We start from the raw sequence: 21,564 nt of genomic DNA, 5'->3' as shown, positions 1-21,564 counted from the left end.
TAATGATTAGAAATAATAATTTTTTGATAACATATAAACAGGAGACTATCGGCCATACATCAGTCAAAACATCTCCTGTAAACTTTCTTATTTAGCTTCTAAAATTTTAACGCCATCTTTTCCGGCAACGATAACTTTATTAACCATACCATTGAAAAGACCATGTTCAACAACACCGACCATGGCTTTCAATTCTTTACCAAGTTCGACTGGATTTTCAATGACACCAAGGTCAAGGTCGATGATATAGTTTTTCATATCAGTGACAAAGCGTTCGCCGTTTGCCATGCGGTATGATGGTTTGTAACCTTTTTTCTCAAATTCACGGAAAATGCGGTCAGCACCATATTGAACAACTTCAACTGGCAATTTGAAAGCACCAAGTTTATCGACTAATTTAGATTCATCGACAACCCAGATATACTCTTTACTTGGTGTTGCAACGATTTTTTCCATAAGAAGGGCACCGCCGCCACCTTTGATACCATTGAAGTTGCTATCAACTTCGTCAGCACCGTCAACAGTAACGTCGATAACATCAATGTCATCAACAGCTTTCAAAGGAATACCAAGGCCTTCTGCTTGAGCAGTTGTTTGACTTGAAGTTGTGACACCAACAACTTTAAGGCCTTCTTCTTTCATACGACGTCCAATTTCTTCAACGAAGAAATAAGCTGTTGAACCAGTTCCAAGTCCAACGACCATACCGTCTTTAACATACTGGGCAGCTGTGACACCAGCCATTTTTTTAAGTTTTTCCATAACAACCTCACCTAATTTATATAAAAAACAAAAAAATATCTATTTCCAACTATTTATTATATCATGATTTGGGGTAATTTTGCTAGGATTGATTGCTAGAGAATGTAAACTTCTCTCAATTTTTCTTTTGTGAAAATTCAAAAAATTTTCTTTCTTCTGCCTTTACTTGAATAATCGCTTTAAGTTGCTTGAAAGGGGCTTTTGCGTTACAATTAAATAAGATTTATTTTGAAAAAAATGTAACAAAAATAGATAGGAATGAATGGTAATGATAACAAAGGAATTCGATACAATTGCTGCGATTTCAACACCACTTGGTGAAGGGGCAATTGGTATTGTTAGACTTTCTGGGACAGCTGCATTAGCTATTGCCCAAAAAGTTTATCGTGGAAAAGACCTTAGCAAAGTTGCCTCTCACACTATCAACTACGGTCACATTGTAGACCCTGATAATGATGAGATTCTTGATGAGGTAATGGTGTCTGTTATGCTAGCACCAAAAACATTCACACGCGAAAATGTGATTGAAATCAACACACACGGTGGTGTTGCTGTCACTAATGAAATCTTGCAATTGGTTTTACGCCAAGGAGCTCGTCTTGCTGAACCTGGTGAATTTACCAAACGTGCATTTTTGAATGGCCGTGTTGATTTAACACAAGCTGAAGCTGTCATGGATATTATCCGTGCCAAAACTGATAAAGCAATGAATATTGCTGTTAAACAACTGGATGGTTCACTGTCAAAACTCATCAACGATACGCGTCAAGAAATCCTTAATACATTGGCTCAAGTTGAAGTAAACATTGACTATCCTGAATACGATGATGTTGAAGAAATGACAACAGCATTGATTCGCGAAAAAACACAAGAATTCCAAGAACTTTTGGAAAATCTCTTGCGCACTGCAAAACGTGGTAAAATTCTTCGTGAAGGTTTGTCTACTGCTATCATTGGACGTCCAAACGTTGGTAAATCAAGTCTTTTGAACAATCTTCTTCGCGAAGATAAAGCCATCGTTACAGATATCGAAGGAACAACCCGTGATGTGATTGAAGAATACGTGAACATCAAAGGTGTACCTTTGAAATTGGTCGATACAGCTGGTATCCGTGAAACTGATGACGTGGTTGAAAAAATTGGTGTGGAACGTTCTAAAAAAGCTCTCGAAGAAGCTGATTTGGTTCTTCTTGTCCTTAACAGTTCTGAACCACTCACTGATCAAGACCGTGCACTTCTTGAACTAAGTAAAAATAGTAACCGCATCATCTTGCTTAACAAGACAGACTTGCCAGAAAAAATTGAAGCTGATCAATTACCGGATGATGTCATTCGCATCTCAGTGCTTAAAAATCAAAACATTGATTTGATTGAAGAACGTATCAATCAAATCTTCTTTGATAATGCTGGTATCGTTGAAAAGGATGCCACATATCTGTCAAACGCTCGTCATATTGCTTTGATTGAAAAAGCTGTTCAAAGCCTTCAATCTGTTAACGAAGGACTTGAAGCTGGAATGCCAGTCGACCTTCTACAAATTGATTTAACACGTTGTTGGGAAATTCTTGGAGAAATCACTGGTGAAGCAGCACCAGACGAACTCATCACAAAACTCTTCACACAATTCTGTCTTGGAAAATAGGAAAAACTCGCCAAATTTGGCGAGTTTTTTAATACCTATTTTTCTAAAATACTTTTAACTCGTTTTTGAAGTTCTGGGATGACTTCTGCTTCAAACCAAGGATTCTTACGTTGCCAGATGTTATTTCGTGGTGATGGATGAACCAATGGAAAAAATTCTGGTAGGTAATCTTGATAGTGTCTTACAGTTTCTGTTAATTTTGCCGAAGATTTTTGGTGCAAGTAATAACGCTGCGCATAAGAACCTACTAAAATATGTAATTCAATATCTGGAGCCAAAGCTAAAGTACGTTTATGCCATTTATCAGCAAAACCCTTACGAGGCGCTAAATCACCAGATTTTCCTTTACCTGGGAAATAATAATCCATTGGAACCACAGCAAAAAGTCCTGATTCGTAAAAAGTTTCTCGGTCAACACCAAGCCATTTTCGCAAATTATCACCACTTGGGTCATTCCAATACAGTCCCGACTCTTGCGCACGAATGCCAGGAGCTTGTCCAACAATATTAATTCGAGCTGTTTTTGGAACTGTAAAAAGTGGTTTGATGCCTTGTTTTGTGTAGCTAGCATTTTGCTCATCAGCCATAATATCAGCCATCAATTGTTCAAGGCTGTCCATATCATCACTTCTTTCTAAAAATAAAGAAGAGTCTTTGTCGTAAAAAACTCTTCTTTTCAATTTAAAGGTTATTATTTGATCAATTCGTAAAGAGCTTCAGCGTAGATAGCTGTTGCACGGTAAAGATCTTCAACGTCAGCAAATTCATTTGCTTGGTGCATTGTGTTCACGTAGTCTGGGAACATAGCACCGAAGGCAACACCGCGTTTAAGAAGACGACCAAATGTACCACCACCGATAACTTGTTCGTAACCTTTCAAGCCAGTTTGTTTTTCGTAAACTGAAAGAAGTGTTGAAACCAATGGATCATCAGCTGGAACATAGTGTGGAGTGTGTTCGTGCTCTGACAATGTCACTGCTGTCACACCATCAAGTTTTTCAAGCTCAGCCTTGATTGTTTGAGCATCAGTTCCTTGTGGGTAACGGAAGTTAAGTGTGATTGTGTTGTCATCTGAGTTGCGGTCAAATTTGAAGACACCAGCGTTCATGCTAAGAGCACCCATTTTAGCATCTGTGTAAGCTACACCAAGATTTTCACCAGCAAAGTCTTTGTGAAGAACATTAGCTGTTGTATCAAGATAAGCTTTAGCAGCACCATCAAAGGCAAATTGGTTCAAGAATTTTGCAAGGTATGTTGCACCGTTGATACCAAGTTCTGGTGTTGAACCGTGAGCTGATTTTCCGACAACTGTCAAACGGAAAGCGTCGCCTTCTTGAGTAAGTTCAGCAGTCAAGTTTTCAGCTGTTGTGTATGCTGTTAATTTTTCTTGAAGTTCAGCCAACGTGCTGTCTGCAGTAAAGACGGCTGTTGCTGATTCTGGAACCATGTTATCACGAAGACCAGCTTCAAAGGTATTCAATGTGAAAGCACCATTGTTACTTCCTGCGAAGTGAAGGTATTCAGTAATATTACCTTTTTCACCATTGATAATTGGGAATTCCGCATCTGGAGCAAAACCAAAGTCAGGATCTTTCAAACCGTTGTGTGCGAAATAGTATTCCATATCGCCCCAACCTGATTCTTCGTCAGTACCAACGATGAAACGAACTTTTTTAGAAACTGGCAAACCAAGTTCTTTGATGATTTTAAGACCATAGTAACATGCCATTGTAGGACCCTTATCATCAGATGATCCACGCGCATAAAGGCGACCATCTTTAATCACTGGTTCATATGGATCTGTGTCCCAGTCGCTACCTGCAGGCACAACATCCAAGTGAGCAAAGATACCTAGAACTTCATCACCTTCACCAAATTCAAAGTCACCAGCATAGTTATCGATGTTACGAGTTTTGTAACCATCGCGTTCAGCCATTGACAAGAATTGTTCCAACGCTTTAACTGGACCAGGTCCAAATGGGTGTTCTTTGTCAGCTTTGCTGTCATCACGTTCAGAGTTGATGCGCAAAAGTGCAAAGAGATCTTCCATCATGGCATCTTTACGTTTTTCAACTTCTGCTTTAAAGTCTACTGTCATTTCTTATAACTCCTCCATAGGGCTAGTTTTTCCGACGAAAGAAAAACTGCCAATATTTTATCGTTTGAGTCAACTTACCAATAGTAACTCATATTTTAAGATTTGTAAACCTCGTTTGATGATTTTCCAAACCAAGTTTTCTGCATAAATCCTAAATTGGCGCCCTTAACGACGTTCAATAATTTCATCAACTGGCAGGCGATAACTTGGCTCAGGTTTATTATCACTGTAACCAACGGTTATCAAAAGCTCTGGACGAAAACGTTTATCAATTTCTAGAATATCATTAGTTAATGACTTATCAAAACCAAGAATGATATTTGAAGAAATATCCTGGTCGGTCAAAGCAAGAACTAAATTCATAGCAACAATACCAGCATTTAAAGCAAGGTATTCACCTTTACGTTTTTCATCAAAATCAGCATAGCGAGCAGGCAAAGTTTCCATGTAATAACCAAGCTTAGTATTATCCAAAGACTTAACACCGATACGGGCAATTTTACGTGAACGTTGAACCAAATCTGTATCCGTAAAGAGCGCTACAACATACTGAGCTTCTTGGACTTGTTTTTTATTAATCTCTGGAAGATCTTTAGCAAGTTCTTCTTTTTTATCTTGGACAACCACAAACTTCCAAGGTTGAATATTATTTGCACTAGGAGCTAAAGTAGCAATCTCAATAGCTGTGCGCAAATCCTTGTAATCTACAGGCTTGTCATTGAAAGTTTTGACGGCATGGCGCTTTTTGTTCAATTCTAGAAATTTCATTAAGCGACCCTCCTTTTTAAATTCTATGCTTCTTTATTTTATCATTTTTTGAAAGAGTTTACAGCTATTTTGCACGACAGCTACTTTGAAATTTCAAAGTAAAAAGACCAGAGCTGTGGCTCTAGTCTTTAATCCTCCTAATCAGAATATAAGCTACTGTTACTATCCATGATAGGATATTAACAACTATCAAGGGTTTGAACCATGCACTGATATGATAAGTAATCGTTAAGGTATTTTTACCTGCTTTTTGCATGACAGTTGGTGTTCCAATACCAGATAGTGTGTAATCTTTATCACTTAATTTCTTACCATTAAGGGTTAATTGGGTATCTTTGTATTTGACTACCGGAATAATTGCCCAGTCACTAACATCTGCAGTCCATGTCAGAGTTAGTTTATTATCACCTTGGGTCTTTTTAAAAGCACCTGTATGCCCCAGAACAAACTCTTCATACAAAACATACTTGTTATCTTTATTTGATTTATTGGTTGGCAAGTAATCAGGTGTTGATTTTGACACAATATCCAAGAGTTTAAACATGTCTGAGTCATAGAAACTAGCTCGAACATCCGCTGGATTTCCCCAGATAAAGGTATGTTTTTTGCGTTGAATGGGATGTTTGGTATTGTAATACTCGTCAATTTTCTCCATTTGCAATTGTGATAACTGCACAAGACTTAAGACATTAACCACAAGCAATCCTAGGGTTACGAGTTTTGACCATTTCTTATCAAAATAACGATCTAAAACCATGGCTGCTGCTAAAAGCAAAAGTACTGTAGCAGGCACAAAGAAACGGAAAGGAAATTGAATCAAGTTCACCAATGGCAAATTCAACTTATTGACGGTATACCATGGGAAAATACTAGTTGATAGAACTAGAAAAAGGAAAAATGCTCCCATGACAACACGCAGCAATTGATCAAAATGTCGCCAATGTCTAAATGAAAAGTACAATTGGTATAAAAGTACAAAAACAAGAGCTTTTGGCGTTAATAACCATTCTATACTGCGTTGGTTAACCGTCATAATATATAATTTTGAATTGATGAAAGGTTCTACTAGACTATTATCTTGACCTACATCAATCAGCGCCGCCCATACATTTGCTGTTAACAAGAGACTAAGTAAAACTGCCTGAACTCCTTTAACAAAGACTTCTTTTTTTTCATCAGATTTGAGAAATCCGTATAAATAAAAGGGCAAGTAAGCAACGATGAGCAAGAAACAGCTGAGCATGTGCACTTGCATCATAACCGCAACTGATATCGCTAAGCGCAGCACTCCTACTTTTTTAGTCCTAATAAAGTCTATAGCTGGAATTAAACACCAAGGCATAAAAGCCGCACCCCAACTTGAAAAACCTTGCCTAAAGGTCCAGTATTGAACAGAGAAGGTCATCATGTAAAAGGCAGCTATTCCTAAGGCAATCTTTGGCTTAACAGAAGCTCTTTTACTCAAGTGATACATTGAAAAGCCAGCAATCACACTCAATAAAAAGCGTGATAACAATTGATAGGTATACCAATTACGACTAAGAAGGACTAAAAGCCCCTGAAAGTAAGCAAAATAAGGGCCATACAAAGCATTGACAATTCGTCCTGAACTGTAAAAGCCATACAACGACATGAAATAACTAAAATTGCCAGTCTTAATTTGCATAGCTGTCTCATAAAATCGATTGTAGTGAAATAAGAAATCACTACCAGCAATAACACCTCGAGACATTAATTGGGGAAGCAATAATAAGACAGCAACCAGGACAATAACTAGACTTGGAAGCCATACATGCTTTTGACTTATCTGAGAGAGGCCTTGCTTCATTTTTTTAAACATGCGTATCTCCTTAAAAAATCCCTATCCATGTTAGCACAGTTTAAAATAGATTACAAACAGAAACAGAAAGCTTTCATGAAAATTTCTTATTTATATTCAAGAGTACCTTTCATTTCTTGCGAAAATTATCCCAAAATCTGATATCCTGCCTCTTCTAATACTCGGAGTGCGCTTTGAAAATCCGTTGTTTTCGTTAAAATGTAATCCGTGTTATAAGTCGAAATGGCAAAGATACCAATATTATTTTCTGCTAAAAGACTTGAAATTTTTGATAAAATGCCAATCAAAGAAAAGTCTAAAACACCCTCGATTCGAAAAGCTGACCAAGTCTTATCAACTGTCAAAGCATTTTCAGGGACAAGTGCAATCGGACAAACAAGTGATTTTTCGTCATCTGTTGCCCCAGTAAAAACAAATGGATTTTCCAGATTGACTTGTGAATAATCCTCAACTTGGCAAACAGCAAATTCTTCAGTAATCGGTTTAATGGTTAGCATTGACAGCTTCCTCCTTGTTTAATTTTTCTTTAATCGCAGTTGCGACATTTCGTGGAATGCCACAATTGATAATATCTTCCACGTCTGCTTTTTGAATATTTGGCAAGCTCTTGAAGTGTTTCATGAGTAATTGCTTGCGCTTTGGACCAAGTCCAGCAATGCCATCAAGTTTTGATGAGAATGAATTTTTAGAACGTAATTGACGGTGGAAGGTAATAGCGAATCGGTGAACTTCATCTTGAATGCGTTGAAGCAAGAAGAATTCTTCAGAATTTCGTGGCAATTCAACCACTTCTAAAGGATCTCCAAAGAGTAATTCGTGCGTTTGGTGTTTGTCATTTTTTTGCAGACCAGCGATTGGAATATCAAGACCAAGTTTATTTTCAATGACATCATGCGCCACATTGACCTGACCTTGACCACCATCGATGATAATCAAATCTGGTGGTGTCAATCCATCTTTCATCACGCGACTGTATCTGCGATAAATGACCTCACGCATACTGGCGTAATCATCTGGCCCCACAACAGTTTTAATCTTAAATTTGCGGTAATCTTTCTTACTTGGTTTCCCATTAACAAAGACAACCATCCCAGCAACAGGGCTTGTTCCTTGAATATTTGAGTTATCAAAAGCCTCAATGCGAACTGGTTTTGGAATATTAAGCAATTCACCGATATTTTCAATGGCACCATGTGTTTTACGGATATCTTTTTCTAGCAAATCAAATTTTTGTTGTAAGCTAACGCGAGCATTCTTGATAGCTAAATTAACCAACTGCTTCTTCTCACCACGTTGTGGTTTGATAATTTTTGTATCAACAACGGCTTTAACCAAATCAGCATCAATATCTTGTGGAATAAAGATTTCTTTTGGCACAAAGTGTTTGCTATCACGGTAAAATTGTCCCACATAGGTCAAGAAATCCTCTTCAGGGTCATTGTAGTAAGGAAACATATTGACATCACGTTGAATGAGTTTCCCTTGACGAACAAAGAAAACCTGAACACACATCCAGCCTTTATCAACGTAATAACCAAAAATATCACGATCCATCATATCTTGGTTCATAACACGTTGTTTAGTGCGAAGGGTTGAAATAGCTTGCAGTAAATCACGGTATTCTGCTGCGCGCTCAAATTCCATAGCATCTGCTGCTTTTTGCATTTTCTCCTTAAGTGCATCAACGATTTTATTATCTTGCCCATTTAAGAAATTCTTGACATCTTGTGCCATATTCACAAAGTAATCGTGATCTACATGGCAAATGGTATGGGCTTTACACTGACCAAGATGGTAGTAAAAGCAAACTTTATTAGCTGGGTTTGTACATTTTTTAAACGGAAAAATACGATCCAAAAGTCGCTTAATTTCTGTTGCCGCCCCAGAATCTGGATAAGGACCAAAATACAAAGCACCATCTTTTTTGATTTGACGGGTAATCATCAAGCGTGGGTACTGTTCATTCACTGTAATTTTGATAAATGGATAAGATTTATCATCTTTAAGCTTGATGTTGTACTTAGGCATATTTTCTTGAATCAAATTGATTTCAAGAAGAAGAGCTTCCGTATTTGATTCAGTGACGATGTATTCAAAGTCTTCAATTTCAGAAACCAAGAGTTCTGTCTTAGTATTGTGGCTACCATGAAAATAGCTGCGCACACGATTTTTCAGATTCTTAGCTTTTCCGACATAGATAATCTTGCCATTTTTATCTTTATGGATATAACAACCAGGACTATCTGGCAGTAATTCCAATTTATGTTTTATCAGTTCATTCATGCCTCTATTATAGCAGAATCACTTTTTCATTGCTTGTTAGAGAATTTTGAGAGCCAAAAACCACCTGAATGAGCTCTACAGGTGGCTTTTGCTGTATTAGGATAATAAAAGGAGAGCTAATTAATTATTTGGGACAAAAACGAGGTGTTCGTTGACAAATGCATCGAAACCAAGTTCACTCAATTCACGACCGTAGCCTGAATTTTTAATGCCTCCAAATGGGATTTCTGGGTGTGATGTCCAACCAGAATTGATAAATGACATACCAGTTTCAATTTTGGCAGCCACTTCTTTAGCATGGTCAAGATTTTTAGAAAAGACAGTACCACCAAGACCATAACTTGAATCATTAGCCAGTTCAATAGCTTCTGCTTCAGTATCAACTTTGTAAATAGAAGCTACTGGACCAAAGATTTCTTGATTAAAAATTGGATTTTCTTTGGTGATGTTTGTCAAAACTGTTGGCATGACAAAGTTTCCTGGATGATCAATGGGTTCATCACCATAAACCACTGTCGCACCGTTTTCTTTAGCCAGCTTGATTTGATCTAGGACTTCCTCTTTTGCGGCGGCTGAAGACAATGGTGCGAGAGTTGTCGCTGGGTCCATTGGGTCACCCCATTTCGCTGACTTAAAGTGTTTAACCACCATATCAACAAACTTGTCATAATTTTCTTGACCGACAACCACAAAACGTTTTGATGACGTACAAACTTGACCAGCATTGTAAAGACGAGCAAAGAAGACTGTCTTATCAAGCAAATCAAAGTCAGCATCTTCTAGGATAAGAAAAGCATCATTACCACCGAGTTCCATAGATGATTTTTTGAGATTAGCCCCTGCTTCTGCCGCAATTGAGGCACCTCCACGTTCAGAACCTGTCAAGCAAACGCCAACAACTCGTGGGTCTGCGATTGCTTTTGAGACTTGGCCATAAGATAAGAAAAGATTCTTAAAGGCACCAACTGGTGCACCAGCTTCCAAAACTAAATCGTCAAAAGCTTGTGCTGACGCTGGACAGATTGAAGCATGTTTCAAGATCATTGGATTTCCAATCATGAAATTTGGAGCAAAGACTCGCATGATTTGATAGAATGGGAAATTCCATGGCTCAACAGCTACCAATACACCCGTGGCTTGCTTGATATAATAAGCTTCACCATTGATATTTTCTAGCGGACGTGGTTTGAGGAATTCCTCTGCTTTATCAGCGTAGTAATCCGCAATTTCTGCACAAAGTTCGACTTCACCTTTTGCTTCCGTGAAAAGTTTTCCCATATCTTTTGTCATCACTTCAGCGTATTTATCAACGTCACGACGTAAAAGCTCCGCAATTTTATGTAATTGAACTTTTCTGTCGTCCAATCCACCTTCAGCACGCCATTTTTTATAAAGCGCATGCCCATTTGCCAAAGCAGCTTCTAAATCCACATCTGTCGCGTTATCAAAAGTTTTTAGAACTTCATTTGTGTAAGGGTAAGTTGTTTTGTATGCCATAATATCTCCTTTTCCTCTTGCTTGAATCAATAGCTTACGCTAAAAGCAAGTCCGTATGTGTCCATTATAGCACTACAGGAAACGTTTTCAAGAATTAAGCATGTTTTCTAACAAAAAAGAAGTCGAGCACTTCTGCCCAACTTCTTCTCTGTTACCAAATACCTAAAATATGCTGCATCAAAAGGCTGACACAAGTAATGGCAATCCAACAAGCGGCACCAACACCGATAGCTTGACCACCTGTTTTTACTAATTTGACTGGATTTGTATTAAGTCCAATAGCCCCCATAGCCATGACGATAAAGAATTTTGACAACACTTTAAGATTCTCAAAAATCGCCATATCTAGCCCAAGACCACTCGCAAGTGTTGTCACAATCGAAGCTAGTAAGAAATACAAGACAAACATTGGAAAGGCCTTTTTAAAACTAAAAGTTTTCTCAGAAGCTCCGCCATTTTTAGATTCTTTATAAGCCTTGTAAAATGACAAACCTAGTGTAATGGGAATGATAGCCAAGGTACGTGTTAACTTAACGATGGTTGCCCCATCCAAAGTATTTGACTGATGAATAGCATCCCAAGCTGCTGCTGTCGCTGTAACAGATGATGTGTCATTAACAGCCGTTCCTGCAAATAGGGCAAAGCCATGATTTGACAAACCAATCAAATCTCCTAAAGTTGGAAAAATCAACGCTGCGAGAATGTTAAAGAGAAAAATAACTGAAATACTCTTAGCCACCTCTTCATCTTTTGCCTTGATAACTGGTGCTGTCGCTGCAATAGCTGAACCACCACAGATAGATGACCCAACGCCGACCAAAGTCGCTGTATTAACGTCCAGCTTCAACCATTTTTGTAAGAAAAATGCCACGATTAAAGACGTTGCGATGGTTGAAATAATGATTGGTAGTGACTGAGCACCAACTTTTAAGACTTGACCTAAATTAAGACCAAATCCTAATAAAACCACAGCTGTCTGTAAAATGTATTTTGAGGTAAAACCAATGCCTTGGGCGGTTTGTTTGCGATTATGATAAAAACTTCCCACAAACATGCCAAGCAAAATAGCAAAGACTGGAGCACCGACCAAAGGAAAAGCTTGACCTAAGAACCAAGCTGGCAAGGCTAAAATAGCACATAGCACAACGCCAGGTACTTTTTTCTGAATAGCATTCATAATAAATATCTCCTTTTCACGTCACTCATTATACCCCGCTCTACCTATAATGTAAAATTATGATTTTTTATGATACAATAATGAACAAGAATACTAAGGAGAATTAGAATGCTCGATTATCGTGTTTTTACCTTTATGAAGGTCTGTGAAACCTTGAATTTTACTCAAGCAGCAAAGGAGCTTCACATCACACAACCAGCTGTGACCAAACATATTCAAGCCCTGGAAACAGAATATCAAACCAAACTCTTCACGTTTTCTGGCAAACATTGTCAACTGACTCAAAGTGGTAAAGAATTGCTTGATTTACTGACTACCATGAATACTGATATTCAGCATTTTAAGACACACCTCAAGCAAGATTTACAGCCACTTCATTTTGGAGCAACATTAACCATTGGAGAATATGTTTTAACGGATTCATTAGTTAATCTTCTAGCTAAGCATCCTACTTTTCAAATTAAAATGCTGGTGGATAATACCGAAACACTATTAAAAGCCATTGATAAGGGCGAGATTGATTTTGCCTTGATTGAAGGTTTCTTTTCAAAAGAAAAATACGATTTTCTCCCTTATCGAACAGAACCTTTCATCGCTGTTACCTCACCCGACTCTCCTCTAGCAAGCGGCATGCATTCTCTGGAAGAACTCCTCAATTATCCAATTATCGTTCGCGAACAAGGCTCTGGTACACGTGAAATGCTTGAAATCACATTAAAGGAAGCTAATCTCACCATTTCTGATTTCAGTAAAATTACCGAAATTGGGAGTCTTAATACCATCTGTGAGTTGGTTAGAAAAAATCTTGGGATTACTTTTGTCTACCAAAGCGTGGTTCAAAAAGAAATTTCTGCTGGAAATCTTAAAAAAATTAATCTCACTATTCCTGCCATGAATCACGATTTTACCTTTATTTGGCGGAAAAACAGCCACTTCAAAAATCACTATCAAGATATTTTCCAACTCTTTTTCTAAAATTTTAACTTGATAAAAACGCTTTTTTAACGTAAACTATATAGTTATATAGCCTATGTTAATTTTAGAAAGGGCAATTATGCAATCTACACTGGATATTACAGAACTTTATCAATACGGCGAACGTGTGTCTTTTAAAAAAGGAGAAAACCTTGCACAGTCCGTCTCTGGAGAAACAAGCGGTGATATTTATATCCTATCCTCAGGCATCTGTGCTCTTTCATCTATTTCTTGCGATGGCAAAGAAACTACTTACCTTTATTTTAAAAAGCAACAATTTGTTGGTTTTGTGCCACTTATGAATACTGTCCACTTGAACTACTATGGAAAAAAATCATTTTCAATTGTTGCCAAAACACCTTGTGTTGCTTATCGTATTTCTAGTCGTCAATTTCAAGAATTGCTTGTTTTTCCATCCGTGGTTAGCTTGATGCTAAACACACTAACTGAAAATCATATCTATCTTATGGAACATTTTCACAGCAGCAAAAACGAACCCGCTTTGGTCCAATTCTGCCGCTTCTTGCTAGATCAGGTTGAAAAAGACACTTCTGGACAATTGGTCTTAGATACTGTCTTTACCTATCAAGAAATTGCAAACTATCTCGGCATGCATTCCGTAACCATTGCTCGCATGGTCAAGGCTCTTCGTGCCGAAGAAATGATCGAAAAAACAGGCCATCAGATTCAAATCACTGATCCACAACAAATGGCTCAACTGATCACAGAAGAACGCAAAATCGATTATTAACTAAAAACCGGAAGTTTAAAACTTCCGGTTTTTGTGTGCTATCGTAATAACTTGAGCAGCTCTTGATAATTGTGAACGGTGTAAGTCGGTCTTGCTGAAGTGCGGTTTGTTTTTTGATGTGGATTGTACCAAGCAGTATCAATACCAGCATTATTGCCTCCTTGAATATCAGCAAGTAGATTATCTCCAATCATCAAAGCTTTTTGGTGATCAAAACGACTAATCGCTCCTGCTATCGCATCATAAAATGCCTTGTCCGGTTTTTGATAACCAACTTCATCTGAAATAAAGACATGTTCAAAATAATCTTGAATCCCTGAATTAGCCATTCGACCCGTTTGAATTTTTGAAATGCCATTGGTTGCTCCGAAAATGCGGTAGCCTTGCTGACTAAGTTGATCAAGCAGCTGATTGGCACCAGTCAAAACTTGACCTTGTTGACTTAAAAAATCCTGATAACGCATAGCAAAAGCATGCCCGTCTACCTCATGGCCAAAATTAGCAAACAAGCGTGAAAAACGTGTATTGATTAATTCCTTTTTAGTCAATTTTTTCAAACTTAAGTCATCCCACATCTTGCGATTCATAGGAATATAAAAGTCTTTATAAGCCTGAATATCTGACACACGCGCTTCTTTCAAAAGCTCTGTTAGAGCAATATCTTCTGCTGCATTAAAATCAAGCAAAGTATGGTCCAAATCAAAAAGCAAATAACGATAAGTCACAGCTACTCCTCTCATCTTCTCCTATCAAATTGAGATATTTTTTTAACAACAACAGCTAAAAAACTTCCCATCACACCTAAACCAATAACAGAATAAGCCATCGTGAAAATCTTTCCGACAGCTGTAACAGGATATATATCACCATAACCAATTGTCGTTAAAGTCGTAAATGAGAAATAAAGCGCATCAAGATAAGTAAAGTGTTCAACGTGAGCATAAAATAGTGTTCCACTCAATAGTAAAACAGTTGTCACACCAGCTATTCCCCTTGTTTCAGCATCTTTGAAAAGGGACCACAAAAGACGAATGGTACGACGCATTTGCATCCAGAAAGTAATCATGATTTTTCCCCTGTCATTTTAGTTATCAAACCCTTGAAACGTTAACTAATTCTTGCAAGTTTAGCATTCCTTAATAACCATTTATTACTTCCATTATAGCACATCACCCAAAGCTTTTACGATTGAGAAAAGTCAAGCATACTTTCTTCACGCAAAACACCGTCTTCAATCACTAACAAGCGATCACAGTAAGGCACCAAACGTCTATCATGCGTCACCATTAAAATAGCTTTATTCTTAGCTTTGGCTTCTTCTGCTAAAATTTTTGCCACTTCAAGTGCTTTTTCTGTATCCAAACTTGCTGTTGGCTCATCAGCCAAAATAATTGTTGGATCATTATACAAAGCTCGTGCAATCGCAACTCGCTGCCGTTGACCACCTGAAATTTCTTCTGGGTACTTATTGACAATACCACTGATACCAAGTTGCTCAAATAGTTCATCGATTGAGTCGCGCCTTTTTTGCTTAGCAAATTTATCAACCAACTTTAATTGATCTTTGATTTTTAAAAAGGGCACTAGGTTGGATGCCTGTAAGATAAAGCCAATTTCTTCAAATCGCATTTTAGCGCGTTCTTTTTCTTTTTTATTGCTGAAATCCTGACCATTCAACCTAACTTTCCCCTGTGACGGAGATTGTAAGCCACCAATAATGGTCAAAAAAGTACTTTTTCCTGATCCTGAGGGACCAATGACCGCTACAAACTCGCCTTTATTAATGCTCAAGTTGGTCTCCTTCAAAGCTTCAATCTGGTCAGGACCATCTTTAAAAAATTTCTTCACCTTAATTAATTCAATTGCTGTCATCATTTACTCCTATCCAATCGCTCTTAGTGGATCCACCTTGACAATGCTTAAAACTGAAAATAGTGCTCCAAAGACTGCTATCACAATCATCAAAATGCTGATAACGCCAAAGAAAAGAGGATTAACTTGAAACGGTACAGTTGCTGGCAACACTTTTGCACTGATTAAGGTTAATACAAGACCTAAACTAACTGCCAAAACGGCTAAAATAAAAGTTTGGGCAAAAACCATTTTTGATAAATAAGCATTTGAAATTCCCTGAGCTTTCAAGACACCAAAAATTTCTTTTTTCTGCAAGGTCAAAATATAGATAAAAATTCCAATGACAATGGCTGCTATGATAATCAAGAATCCAATCATAAAGGAAAACGTTAGATTTTGTGCTCGGTAACCAGGTAGCTCTTCAATAAAGTCAGTAATCGATACCACCTCTAATCCCTCTGGGACTTGATGAACTTTTCCTTTCGTCACAACAGCACTAATCATTTCCGATTGGTTTGCTGCCGGCACCAAACTATCTAAAGTCTCTTTTGATGTATACAAAACTGGCTGTACATTGAAGCTAGCATTATCAGTAAAGCCGACAATCGTAAGGACTTGACCTCCTTCTCCGACTTTTACTTTATCACCAATTTTAAAATCATTTGTTTTACTCAAACTACTATCAAAGACAGCTTCACCTGCTTTTGAAAATAGTCTCCCCTTAGCCATTTTAGGACTTAAAAACTCATTTTTGTTAATAGCAAAAACATTAACGTTAACATCAGAATTATCCTTACCTTTTATGGTCATAGAAGCTTGCCTAAGCTCTGCTTTTTGATCTGCATCAATGTCCTTTGTTAAAGAATCAGGAAAATGCGACATTCTTAAATTATTATTGGCTTCCTTTGACAATACAATCTGATCAGCCTTCCAAGAATCTACCGCAGAGCGATTGGTTTGAGCCAAGCCATAAGCAAGACCCGTTAGGAAAAAGACCAAGTAAGCAATTAAAAAAATCACCCCTACAACCAGACCATAACGCAATTTGGAATATTTAATGTCGTTCCAAGCTAAAAACATAAACGTCCTCCTTTTTCGATTACTGTAAGCTTACTATGTTTTCCAAAGAAAGTACATTTATTTGATTGTAATATTTCAATAATGCAAGAACCCCTGTAGAATAAGGAAGAGAAGAAAAACCTTCCGTTTTAAACACGGAAGGTTTTTAGTTTACTAACAAAGAAAGTTCTGAAATATTTTTAAATATTTTCTCTAATGAATTTTTCAATGTCATCAAATGGGATGATATCTTTTTGGTCATAAAGGTCACAGTGACTTGCACCTGAGACAGAAATCATCTTCTTGTTGTCACCTGTTAATTTTTCAAAGGCATCTTTACCCATGTAATATGAGTGAGCCTTGTCACCATGAACGACAAGTACAGCATTACGAATTTCATCAGTATAGTGAAGGAAACGCGTATTTAGGAAACTTGTATTTGATTGAACTGCCCAGCCATTATTTGAATTAAGACTACGAGCATGGTAACCACGTGGTTGTTTGTAATAAGCATAATAATCTTTGACAAATTGCGGTACCTCGTCTGGGAGTGGGTCAACCACTCCACCAGCTAGAGCGTAATCAGCATTTTGATAATCTTTGGTACGTTGATTTGCAAGCGCTAGACGAGCTTGGTAACGTGCTTCTTCATCATCAGCTGAATCAAAATAACCATTTCCAGCAATTCGAGACATGTCATACATTGTAGAGGCTACCGTTACTTTAATACGTGGGTCAATTGCTGCTGCATTAAGGGCAATACCTCCCCAACCACAGATACCGATGATACCAATTTTATCCGCACCAACATTTTCAAGCGTTGATAGGTAATCAACAGCTGCTTGAAAATCTTCAGTGTTAATGTCTGGGGATTGCATATAACGCGGAGTACCGCCTGATTCGCCTGTATAAGATGGATCAAAAGCAATTGTCAAAAAACCACGCTCTGCCATTTCTTGCGCATAAAGCCCTGAAGATTGTTCTTTCACCGCACCAAAAGGTCCTGACACAGCAAGTGCTGGTAATTTCCCTGAAGTATTTTTAGGAATGTACATATCAGCAGCTAAAGTAATGCCAAAGTGATTATGGAAAGTCACTTTTTTGTGGTCAACTTTGTCACTTTTTGGGAAAACTTTATCCCATTCTTGTACCAAATGTAATTGTTCAGTCATCTTATTCTCCTTTTCATTGTGTTTATGATGTTACTTAAAGTGTAACACTAACCTAAAATAATTTAAAAATTTATCGGCAAAAACTTCTAAATCTTTCCCTAATAGTTACTCTACACCTTGAAGTCTACTCCAAGTCAAGGTGATTTATCAAAATTTCAATAAAATTATTTGTTTGAAAGCCACTTCTGTCGAATTTGAATTGTTAAGAAAGCAAATAACAACATTATGATACTTCCCCAAATGCTAAATTGACTACCATTTCCGATGTCAATAAATTTACCTGTAAACGATGTCCCGACAGTTACACCAAGATTGGCAGCTGCTAAAAATAAGCCGTTAGCAAAATCGGGTGCATCATCACCAACGCTATTGATCATATATTGATTCACATTTCCTGCAAGTCCACCAAACATTCCAAAAATGACAACTAAAATCATCATTACTAGTGCTTGATTTCCAAAGAAAAATAGCAAAGCTAGATTAATAATTAGGACAAGCGGTAAACTAATCAATAGTTGATGAGCATTTTTATCTAAGAACTTTCCAGCCCAAGCATTACCAATAATATTAGCTAATCCAATACTTAACAAAACTAAGGCAATTAAATTAACGTTGATTTGTGAGAAAGTTGCTAAGAAATCTGACATATAGGAATTAAAACCAAGCACAGCTCCATTCAATAAAATAACGCTTATAATAGAAATCCATATCGTTTTTCGTTTTAAAATACTTAATTGTTGTCCATAAGACAAGCCACGTGTCACTGGCATCGATGGCACTAAAACTATGGTTCCAATAAAAACAAGTAAATTAATAACGGCAAAGAAAAGCATGGCTGAGCTGAGCGAGAATTGGCTAGCTAAAAAATTTGAAACTGGCACTCCAAGCAGCGTTCCAGCTGAAACTCCCATAAAAACTTGAGCAACTGCTTTTTGCGATTCATTTTCAGGAACCGATGTAGCTGCAACCGTCATTGCCATAGAAACATATACAGGATGAAAAATTGCTGGTAAAACACGCGCAATCAGTAAAACAGTAAAGTTTGGCGCAAAAATCGAAACGATAGTGCTCAAAGCAAAAGCACCGGTAGCCAAAAGCATAACAGACCTTCGGTTGACCTTTGAAAACAGTAAGGGCATGGTTGGTCCTGCGATAGCCACGACTAAAGCAAATCCAGATACCAATAAACCAGCTGTTGTCAAGGAGACACCATAATGCTCAGAAATATGTGGCAAAATACCCGTTATCCCCATTTCTGTATTTAGAATACCAAATACACCGATTGTTAACAGTAAAACCATTGAACGGTTTGAAGTTTTCTGCATTCGACACTTCCTTTCCTTAACTTCTACCATTATCATAACAAGGAATGTCGCCTATTACAAATACTTATATTTGATATGTCCAATGCCTAAAAAGCATGGTTTTCCAATAAAAATTCCCCACCAAACTAGTGAGGAAATCTTTTCTTACACTAACTTATAATTTTTCCATGTCCCCTTATGGTAACGGATTTCATAAATAATTCCTTTAACAAACCAGTCTAGAAACATAGCCGCCCAAGTTCCTAGCATTCCCATACCAAGGTTAACAGAAAAAAAGTAGGCACATACTACACGAACTAAAAGCATAGAAGAAATACTGATGACCATTGGGAAATTCGCATCACCCGCACTACGAAAGACAACAGGTAAAACATAGCCAGAATTCCAAAAAAGGCTGACTAAAATCCCATGAGCAAGAACAATAATCCAAACATAGTGTGTCGCTTGTGCTGATAGATCATATAATTTCATTAACAAAGGCATTAAAGCTATAACAGCAGCTGAAAAACAAGCATTTGTAATATGGATGTTTCGGATAACTTTACGTTTGTAATATTCTGCTTGCACATAATCTCCAGCACCAACACATTTTGAAATAATGACTGCTAAGCCCAACACGATTGAAATACCCGGCAATCCTTGAAACATGATAATGGTTCCACCAACCGAATTTGCAGCGATGGCAGCTGTACCAAAAAGTGACACAACAGACAAGACAATCAAACGCCCAAGGAAAAACATACCATTTTCAAAACCAAATGGTAGTCCAATACTAAGAACCTTCTTAATCATTTTCCAGTCAACTTTTTCTTTCAAAAAATTTCCTAAAGTTAATTCAGATGTCAAGTGATGTGCAAACCAAAGAACTAGCACCATGGCACCAACACGTGATAGCAAAATCGGTACTGCAACACCTTCGACACCCCAACCGAGACCATAAATCAGACTAATCCCCATTAAAATATTCAATCCATTCATGACCAACATAATATTCATCGGCAAGCGTGATTTATTTAAAGTTCTAAAAATCGCTGCACCCGAATTATAAAGAGCAATAAACGGTGTTGATAAAGCAACGATATTAAAGTAACGATCTGCTTGCGAATGAACCTCAGGTGTAATCGTTCCAAATAAATGACTTAAGATAAATGGCTTAATCGCAAAAATCAAAATAGTTATCATTAAGCTAAAATACAATGTGAATTTGACCAACTGATTGACAGCTTTATTAGCATTTTTACTATCACGGTCACCTAAGTATTGACCTGCAACAATGCCACCACCCGTTGCAAATGCGGCAAAAATACTGATAAAGAGTGCCATAAGAAATTCAACCAAGGATACTCCTGACACTGCTGCTTCACCAACTCTTGAAACCAAAATCGAGGCGATTAAGCCCACCAGGTATTCCAAACCTTGTTCAATAATCAAAGGAACGAACAATTTTGCTAAATCACGATTGCTAAAAAATACGTGTTTTGCTGTGCTGCAACTACATCACTTTCCATAATTTCCTCCTCTTTTTAATACCACCTATACTTTATACCTTGGAGCTCACTCTAGGTCAAGAGAATTTTTTATTTTTCCTCAAAAACAACAGTAACGTTTTTTCCAGCCATGGCTTTGCTAAAGTTGGTCGTGTCTTTGATATGTCCTAGATAAGTGTATTTAAAACAAGTCTTGCAATCATCATAGAAAAAGGTCAGTTCATTCGTCTGGCAGAGCAATAAATCACCTGTTTTAATCGAACACGAGCATTGTTCTTTGCGTGGCAAGTGGTCAGCTAGTAAATAAAATTTCTCATTGCCATTGACATCAGCCATATCAAGCTCAAGTGGCAAAAGTTTGGCAAATGCTTTCGCGCTAGCATTATTTTCCAAAATCAACTCAAAGCTTTCGCCAGCAATCGTTACAAGAAATGCCATGCTAATTCTCCTCTTCGAATGTCACCGTAACACTACCACGTCCAAGACTGTCTGCTAGTCCGCTATTATCCACTATCTTTCCCAAATCAGTGTAGGAATAGCTTGATGAAAAATCGTCATAAAACAAGACCAAACCATTACCAGCCCATAATTTCAAATCACCTGAATGGATTTTTCCAGCTCGGTGGTTATTGGAAGTGAAGTCTCTATCTAGCACAGCATATTTTTCATTGCCGTTGACATCGCTCATCTTTAACGTCAACGGAAGAGTTTCTCGAAACTCACGCGCGGCAGTCGAATCATTTAAAAGAAGTTTAAACGTTTTATTATTTACACTTACTTTAATCATTTTTTCACCTGAAACCTTTTTGTGTATGTGATTTTGCTGACTTGGCTGGCAAGCTGATAAAAGCACAGCCATCACAATAAACAAAAT

Annotated in this window: 21 protein-coding genes; 3 read left to right on the top strand and 18 right to left on the bottom strand. The window is 37.6% G+C overall.

Features of this window, described 5'->3' with window-relative positions:
- Positions 1-87 precede the first annotated feature (87 nt).
- Positions 88-762, bottom strand: a complete 675-nt coding sequence (rpiA, locus tag B4D49_RS00225) for a ribose-5-phosphate isomerase RpiA (RefSeq protein WP_074482084.1) — start codon at positions 760-762, stop codon at positions 88-90.
- A 268-nt stretch (positions 763-1,030) separates the two neighbouring features.
- Between rpiA and mnmE the strand changes: the two genes are divergently transcribed.
- Positions 1,031-2,404, top strand: coding sequence for a tRNA uridine-5-carboxymethylaminomethyl(34) synthesis GTPase MnmE (gene mnmE / locus B4D49_RS00220; RefSeq protein ID WP_286782840.1), 1,374 nt, complete (start codon positions 1,031-1,033; stop codon positions 2,402-2,404).
- A 35-nt stretch (positions 2,405-2,439) separates the two neighbouring features.
- Here mnmE and B4D49_RS00215 read toward each other — a convergent pair whose 3' ends face one another.
- The 8 genes from B4D49_RS00215 to B4D49_RS00180 all read right to left on the bottom strand — a co-directional run bounded on the left by B4D49_RS00215 (position 2,440) and on the right by B4D49_RS00180 (position 12,067).
- Positions 2,440-3,024, bottom strand: a complete 585-nt coding sequence (locus B4D49_RS00215) for a uracil-DNA glycosylase family protein (protein ID WP_286782839.1) — start codon at positions 3,022-3,024, stop codon at positions 2,440-2,442.
- Between the two features lie 71 nt (positions 3,025-3,095).
- Positions 3,096-4,502: a dipeptidase PepV gene (gene pepV / locus B4D49_RS00210; RefSeq protein ID WP_286782838.1), complete on the bottom strand. Its 1,407-nt coding sequence runs from the start codon at positions 4,500-4,502 to the stop codon at positions 3,096-3,098.
- 165 nt (positions 4,503-4,667) lie between these two features.
- Positions 4,668-5,270 carry a nitroreductase family protein gene (locus tag B4D49_RS00205; RefSeq protein WP_132868789.1) on the bottom strand — a complete coding sequence of 201 codons (603 nt, stop codon included), beginning with the start codon at positions 5,268-5,270 and terminating at the stop codon, positions 4,668-4,670.
- A gap of 121 nt (positions 5,271-5,391) precedes the next feature.
- Positions 5,392-7,110: a hypothetical protein gene (locus B4D49_RS00200; RefSeq protein WP_286782837.1), complete on the bottom strand. Its 1,719-nt coding sequence runs from the start codon at positions 7,108-7,110 to the stop codon at positions 5,392-5,394.
- A 125-nt stretch (positions 7,111-7,235) separates the two neighbouring features.
- Positions 7,236-7,607, bottom strand: a complete 372-nt coding sequence (locus B4D49_RS00195; RefSeq protein ID WP_012961858.1) for an ACT domain-containing protein — start codon at positions 7,605-7,607, stop codon at positions 7,236-7,238.
- Positions 7,594-9,393: an excinuclease ABC subunit UvrC gene (uvrC, locus tag B4D49_RS00190; protein WP_286782836.1), complete on the bottom strand. Its 1,800-nt coding sequence runs from the start codon at positions 9,391-9,393 to the stop codon at positions 7,594-7,596. The genes B4D49_RS00195 and uvrC overlap by 14 nt, the downstream gene beginning before the upstream one ends.
- 120 nt (positions 9,394-9,513) lie before the next feature.
- Positions 9,514-10,890 carry an NAD-dependent succinate-semialdehyde dehydrogenase gene (locus tag B4D49_RS00185; RefSeq protein ID WP_286782835.1) on the bottom strand — a complete coding sequence of 459 codons (1,377 nt, stop codon included), beginning with the start codon at positions 10,888-10,890 and terminating at the stop codon, positions 9,514-9,516.
- A 151-nt stretch (positions 10,891-11,041) separates the two neighbouring features.
- Positions 11,042-12,067: a YeiH family protein gene (locus tag B4D49_RS00180; protein WP_286782834.1), complete on the bottom strand. Its 1,026-nt coding sequence runs from the start codon at positions 12,065-12,067 to the stop codon at positions 11,042-11,044.
- 108 nt (positions 12,068-12,175) lie between these two features.
- Here B4D49_RS00180 and B4D49_RS00175 point away from each other — a divergent pair, with 108 nt between their 5' ends.
- Complete coding sequence (locus B4D49_RS00175; RefSeq protein ID WP_286782833.1) at positions 12,176-13,042, top strand: LysR family transcriptional regulator; 867 nt, start codon at positions 12,176-12,178, stop codon at positions 13,040-13,042.
- A gap of 79 nt (positions 13,043-13,121) precedes the next feature.
- Complete coding sequence (locus B4D49_RS00170; RefSeq protein ID WP_288940124.1) at positions 13,122-13,793, top strand: Crp/Fnr family transcriptional regulator; 672 nt, start codon at positions 13,122-13,124, stop codon at positions 13,791-13,793.
- Positions 13,794-13,831: 38 nt separating this feature from the next.
- Here the strand turns inward: B4D49_RS00170 and B4D49_RS00165 are convergent, their stop codons facing one another.
- From B4D49_RS00165 to B4D49_RS00125, 9 genes are all read right to left on the bottom strand, one after another.
- On the bottom strand, positions 13,832-14,518 hold the full coding sequence (locus B4D49_RS00165; RefSeq protein WP_286782831.1) for a YjjG family noncanonical pyrimidine nucleotidase: 687 nt from the start codon (positions 14,516-14,518) through the stop codon (positions 13,832-13,834).
- 11 nt (positions 14,519-14,529) lie between these two features.
- Positions 14,530-14,859 (bottom strand): potassium channel family protein, encoded by a 330-nt coding sequence (locus B4D49_RS00160; RefSeq protein ID WP_286782830.1) that lies wholly within the window; start codon positions 14,857-14,859, stop codon positions 14,530-14,532.
- A gap of 116 nt (positions 14,860-14,975) precedes the next feature.
- Entirely contained in the window at positions 14,976-15,665 is a 690-nt protein-coding gene (locus B4D49_RS00155; protein WP_286782829.1) for an ABC transporter ATP-binding protein, read from the bottom strand.
- 9 nt (positions 15,666-15,674) lie between these two features.
- Positions 15,675-16,727, bottom strand: coding sequence for an ABC transporter permease (locus B4D49_RS00150; protein WP_286782828.1), 1,053 nt, complete (start codon positions 16,725-16,727; stop codon positions 15,675-15,677).
- A 179-nt stretch (positions 16,728-16,906) separates the two neighbouring features.
- The gene (locus B4D49_RS00145) at positions 16,907-17,878 is read right to left on the bottom strand and encodes an alpha/beta hydrolase (RefSeq protein ID WP_286782827.1); all 972 of its coding nucleotides are present in this window, start codon (positions 17,876-17,878) and stop codon (positions 16,907-16,909) included.
- Positions 17,879-18,042: 164 nt separating this feature from the next.
- Entirely contained in the window at positions 18,043-19,203 is a 1,161-nt protein-coding gene (locus B4D49_RS00140; RefSeq protein ID WP_286782826.1) for an MFS transporter, read from the bottom strand.
- A gap of 144 nt (positions 19,204-19,347) precedes the next feature.
- Entirely contained in the window at positions 19,348-20,634 is a 1,287-nt protein-coding gene (locus B4D49_RS00135; protein ID WP_286782825.1) for an MATE family efflux transporter, read from the bottom strand.
- Between the two features lie 146 nt (positions 20,635-20,780).
- Positions 20,781-21,128 carry a cyclophilin-like fold protein gene (locus tag B4D49_RS00130; RefSeq protein WP_039698338.1) on the bottom strand — a complete coding sequence of 116 codons (348 nt, stop codon included), beginning with the start codon at positions 21,126-21,128 and terminating at the stop codon, positions 20,781-20,783.
- 1 nt (position 21,129) lies between these two features.
- Positions 21,130-21,477: a cyclophilin-like fold protein gene (locus B4D49_RS00125; RefSeq protein ID WP_286782858.1), complete on the bottom strand. Its 348-nt coding sequence runs from the start codon at positions 21,475-21,477 to the stop codon at positions 21,130-21,132.
- Positions 21,478-21,564 lie beyond the last annotated feature (87 nt).

The sequence above is a fragment of the Streptococcus sp. UBA4344 genome (assembly GCF_002393675.1).
GTDB classification, from domain to species: domain Bacteria; phylum Bacillota; class Bacilli; order Lactobacillales; family Streptococcaceae; genus Streptococcus; species Streptococcus vicugnae.
Note: the sequence above shows the minus strand (reverse complement) of the source record. Positions and strands in the feature narration are given on the sequence as shown.